We start from the raw sequence: 4,379 nt of genomic DNA, 5'->3' as shown, positions 1-4,379 counted from the left end.
CCTTGGTGAAGTGGGCGGCGGTCAGCTTCTGCAGCTCCACCATCTGCGGGTTGTTCACCATCAGGACGTTGATGGAGCTGACCGCCGCCCACTTCACCAAGGACACCGGCATCAAGGTGAACTTCACCGTCCTGCCGGAGAACGACGTCCGCGACAAGATCAGCCAGGACTTCGCCAACCAGGCCGGGCAGTACGACGTCGCCACCCTGAGCAACTACGAGATCCCGATCTACGCCAAGAACGGGTGGTTGCACTCGCTGGACTCCTACGTCGAGAAGGACACCGCCTTCGACCAGGACGACATCCTCCCGCCGATGACCCGGGCGCTCACCGCGGAGGACGGCAAGCTGTACGGCGAGCCGTTCTACGGCGAGTCCTCCTTCCTGATGTACCGCAAGGACGTCCTGGAGAAGGAGGGCCTGACCATGCCGGACAAGCCCACCTGGAAGCAGGTCGCCGACATCGCCGCGAAGGTCGACGGTTCCTCCTCCGGCATGAAGGGCATCTGCCTGCGCGGACTGCCCGGTTGGGGCGAGGTCATGGCGCCGCTGACCACGGTGGTCAATACCTTCGGCGGCACCTGGTTCGACGAGGACTGGACGGCGCGGCTGGACTCCAAGGAGTTCAAGGAGGCCACGCGGTTCTACGTCGACCTGGTCCGCGAGCACGGCGAGGCCGGCGCCGCCCAGTCCGGCTACGCGGAGTGCCTGAACAACATGACCCAGGGCAAGACGGCCATGTGGTACGACGCCACCGCCGGCGCCGGCTCCCTGGAGGCCGACGGCTCCCCGGTCAAGGGCAAGATCGGCTACGTCCCGGCGCCGGTCGAGAAGACCGACAGCTCGGGCTGGCTCTACACCTGGGCATGGGGCATCCAGAAGGCGTCCGAGAACACCGGGGACGCCTGGAAGTTCATCTCCTGGGCCTCCGGCAAGGACTACGAGAAGCTCGTCGGCGAGAAGGTCGGCTGGTCCGACGTGCCGGCCGGCAAGCGCGCCTCGACCTATGACATACCGCAGTACCGCGAGGAGGCCGCCGCGTTCGCGGACGTCACCCGGGACGCCATCGCGAACGCCAAGCCCGAGGACCCGGGCGTGCAGCCCCGGCCCGCGCCCGGCATCCAGTTCGTCGGCATCCCCGAGTTCACCGACCTGGGCACCAAGGTCTCCCAGGAGATCAGCTCCGCCATCGCCGGACGCCAGTCGGTGGACAGCGCGCTGAAGAAGGCCCAGAAGCTCGCCGAGGCCGTCGCCGAGAAGTACGAGGAATCATGACCCTGACGACCCCGGCCCGGGCCGCCGCCGTCTCCGGACGGCCGACGGCCCGGCGCCCGAACCGCATGCGCGTCTGGGCCACCCGGGCGCCCCTGCTGCCGGCGCTGATCTTCATGATCGTCGTCACCCAGCTGCCCTTCGTGGCCACCCTGGTGATCTCGTTCCTCGACTGGAACGCGCTCTACCCCGACCGGCGCGGCTTCGCCGGCTTCGCCAACTACGGCGAGGTGCTGACCGACCCCGACCTGCGCGGTTCGGTGTGGACGACCATCCTGCTGACCGTCACCGTGGTGCTGGTCAGCCTGCTGCTCGGGCTGCTGCTGGCGCTGCTGCTGGACCGCCGCTTCCGCGGCCGGGGCGCCGTGCGCACCATGCTCATCGCGCCGTTCCTGCTGGTGCCGGTCGCCGCCGCGCTGATGTGGAAGCACCTGCTGTTCAACCCGGAGTACGGGCTGTTCAACGGCATCCTGCACGCCGTCGGCGGGGACGGGGCCGCCCAGCCGGACTGGATCTCCGAGATGCCGCTGATGGCGGTGGAGGCCGCGCTGATCTGGCAGTGGACCCCGTTCATGATGCTGATCCTGCTGGCCGGGCTGCAGAGCCGCGACCCGCAACTGGTCGAGGCGGCCCGGATGGACGGCGCGAGCGACTGGCAGGTGTTCGTGCACCTCACGCTGCCGCACCTGCGCCGCTACATCGAACTCGGCGTGCTGCTCGGCTCGATCTACATCGTGCAGAACTTCGACGCGGTGTTCACCATCACCTCCGGTGGCCTGGGCACCGCGAACCTGCCGTACACGATCTACCAGACCTTCTACCAGGCGCACGAGAACGGCCTCGCCTCCGCGGCCGGGGTCATCGTCGTGATCGGCTCGATCGTCCTGGCGACCTTCGCGCTGCGCGTGGTGTCGTCGCTGTTCCGTGAGGAGGTGTCCCGCTGATGGCCACCGTCGCCACCACCGCCCCGCGGCACGGCCGGCCGCCCGGCCGGTTCCGGGGGGCCGCCCTGGGCGTCGTCGCCTGGCTGGCCGGCATCGTGTTCGTGCTGCCCGTCCTGTGGATGGTGCTGACGTCCTTCCACTCCGAGGCGGACGCGGCGACCAACCCGCCGTCCGTGGCCGCCGCACTGACGCTGGAGGGCTACCGCGAGTTCTTCGGACTGACCGGCGGCGCCAGCCCCTGGCCCTCGCTGATCAACTCCATGACCGCCTCGCTGGTCTCCACCCTGCTGACCCTCCTCCTCGCGCTGCCGGCCGCGTACGCGCTGTCCATCCGGCCGGTGAAGAAGTGGACCGACGTCCTGTTCTTCTTCCTGTCCACCAAGATGCTGCCCCTGGTGGCCGCTCTGCTGCCGATCTACCTGTTCGCGAAGAACACCGGCCTGCTCGACAACATCTGGGCGCTGGTCATCCTCTACACGGCCATGAACCTGCCGATCGCGGTCTGGATGATGCAGTCGTTCCTGTCCGAGGTCCCGGTCGCGATCATCGAGGCCGCCCAGCTCGACGGCGCCCGGCTGCCGACCGTGCTGGGCCGCGTGGTCGCCCCGATCGCCCTGCCCGGCATCGCGGCGACCGCCCTGATCTGCTTCATCTTCAGCTGGAACGAGCTGATGTTCGCGCGGGTCCTCACGGGCGTGGTCGCCGGGACCGCTCCCGTCTTCCTCACCACCTTCATCACCAGCCAGGGCCTGTTCCTGGCCAAGGTGTGCGCCGCGTCGCTCGTCATCTCCCTGCCGGTGCTCGCCGCGGGGTTCGCCGCCCAGGACAAACTCGTCCAGGGCCTGTCGTTGGGAGCCGTGAAATGAAGGCCGCCGTCATCGAGTCCGTGGGCAGGGTCGTCGTCACCGAGGCCCCGGACCCGACGCCCGGGCCGCGCGAGGTCGTCGTCGAGGTCGCGGCCTGCGGGTTGTGCGGCACGGACCTGCACATCCTCCAGGGCGAGTTCGCGCCCGAGCTGCCGATCGTGCCGGGGCACGAGTTCGCGGGCGAGGTGGTCGGCGTCGGCACGCGGGTCACGGAGGTGTCGGTCGGCGACCGGGTCGCGGTGGACCCCTCCCTGTACTGCCACGAGTGCCGCTACTGCCGTATCGGCCACAACAACATGTGCGAACGCTGGGGGGCGATCGGCGTCACCACGGCCGGCGGCGCCGCGCAGTACGCGGTGGCCCCGGTGGCGAACTGCGTCAAGCTGCCCGAGCACGTCCGCACCGAGGACGCGGTGCTGATCGAGCCCCTCTCCTGCGCGGTGCGCGGCTACGACGTGCTCCAGTCCCGCCTGGGCGCCCGGGTGCTGGTCTACGGCTCCGGGACGATGGGCCTGATGATGCTGGAGCTGGCCAAGCGGACCGGCGCGGCGAGCGTGGACGTGGTGGACGTGAACCCGGCGCGCCTGGAGACGGCCCGCAAGCTGGGCGTGTCGGCCGCGGCCGCGAACGCCGACGAGCTGGACCGCCCGCAGGGCTGGGACGTCGTCGTCGACGCCACGGGCAACGCGGCGGCGATCCAGGACGGCCTGGGCCGCGTCGCCAAGGCCGGCACCTTCCTCCAGTTCGGCGTCGCCGACTACGCGACGCGGGTGACGATCGACCCGTACCGCATCTACAACCAGGAGATCACCATCACCGGCTCGATGGCGGTCCTGCACAGCTTCGAACGGGCGGCGGAGCTCTTCGCGGGCGGTGTCCTGGACCCGGAGGTCTTCATCAGCGACCGCGTCCCGCTGGAGCGGTACCCCGAGGCGCTGGAGCAGTTCGCGGCGGGGGTGGGCCGGAAGATCGTGGTCGTGCCGTAGGACTCCCCGCTCCCGCGGCCCTCGCCCTCCCCGGGGGCGGGCGAGGGCCGCGGGAGCGGAGATCCGCGGGCCCGCCGGACGGCACCGGGTAAGGGAACGGCAAAACACCCTCGCTCGTTCACCCGGCATGACCGCTATGACCCCTGGCTCGAACATTCCCCTCTCCGCCGCCCGCGTGACGGTGGACGTCGCCGCTCCGGTGCGGCTCGACGTATCGGGCCTGCTGCTCGCCGCCGACGGCAAGGTGCGCTCCGACGACGACTTCATCTTCTACAACCAGCCCGCCGGCCCCGGCGTGACCTACCGTTCCGG

Annotated in this window: 4 protein-coding genes and 1 pseudogene; all 5 read left to right on the top strand. The window is 70.0% G+C overall.

The window, feature by feature from the left end:
• Positions 1–68: 68 nt before the first annotated feature.
• Positions 69–1,274 (top strand): annotated as a pseudogene (locus tag B7L92_RS26975) (ABC transporter substrate-binding protein); the annotation flags it as partial.
• The gene (locus B7L92_RS26970; protein WP_081239973.1) at positions 1,271–2,215 is read left to right on the top strand and encodes a carbohydrate ABC transporter permease; all 945 of its coding nucleotides are present in this window, start codon (positions 1,271–1,273) and stop codon (positions 2,213–2,215) included. The pseudogene B7L92_RS26975 and the gene B7L92_RS26970, both read left to right, overlap by 4 nt.
• On the top strand, positions 2,215–3,081 hold the full coding sequence (locus tag B7L92_RS26965; protein WP_081239972.1) for a carbohydrate ABC transporter permease: 867 nt from the start codon (positions 2,215–2,217) through the stop codon (positions 3,079–3,081). Before B7L92_RS26970 ends, B7L92_RS26965 begins: the two co-directional genes overlap by 1 nt.
• Complete coding sequence (locus B7L92_RS26960; protein WP_081239971.1) at positions 3,078–4,067, top strand: zinc-dependent alcohol dehydrogenase family protein; 990 nt, start codon at positions 3,078–3,080, stop codon at positions 4,065–4,067. The genes B7L92_RS26965 and B7L92_RS26960 overlap by 4 nt, the downstream gene beginning before the upstream one ends.
• A gap of 127 nt (positions 4,068–4,194) precedes the next feature.
• Positions 4,195–4,379 (top strand): TerD family protein (locus tag B7L92_RS26955; protein ID WP_143626382.1); only part of this gene is annotated, 185 nt, incomplete at its 3' end.

The sequence above is a fragment of the Streptomyces viridosporus genome, assembly GCF_002078235.1.
Classification (GTDB): Bacteria; Actinomycetota; Actinomycetes; order Streptomycetales; family Streptomycetaceae; genus Streptomyces; species Streptomyces viridosporus.
Note: the sequence above shows the minus strand (reverse complement) of the source record. Positions and strands in the feature narration are given on the sequence as shown.

Bases quoted from the DNA above. Each gene is read 5' to 3' on its own strand.
- B7L92_RS26970 (WP_081239973.1), top strand. From the start codon at position 1,271: ATGACCCTGACGACCCCGGCCCGGGCCGCCGCCGTCTCCGGACGGCCG.
- B7L92_RS26965 (WP_081239972.1), top strand. From the start codon at position 2,215: ATGGCCACCGTCGCCACCACCGCCCCGCGGCACGGCCGGCCGCCCGGC.
- B7L92_RS26960 (WP_081239971.1), top strand. From the start codon at position 3,078: ATGAAGGCCGCCGTCATCGAGTCCGTGGGCAGGGTCGTCGTCACCGAG.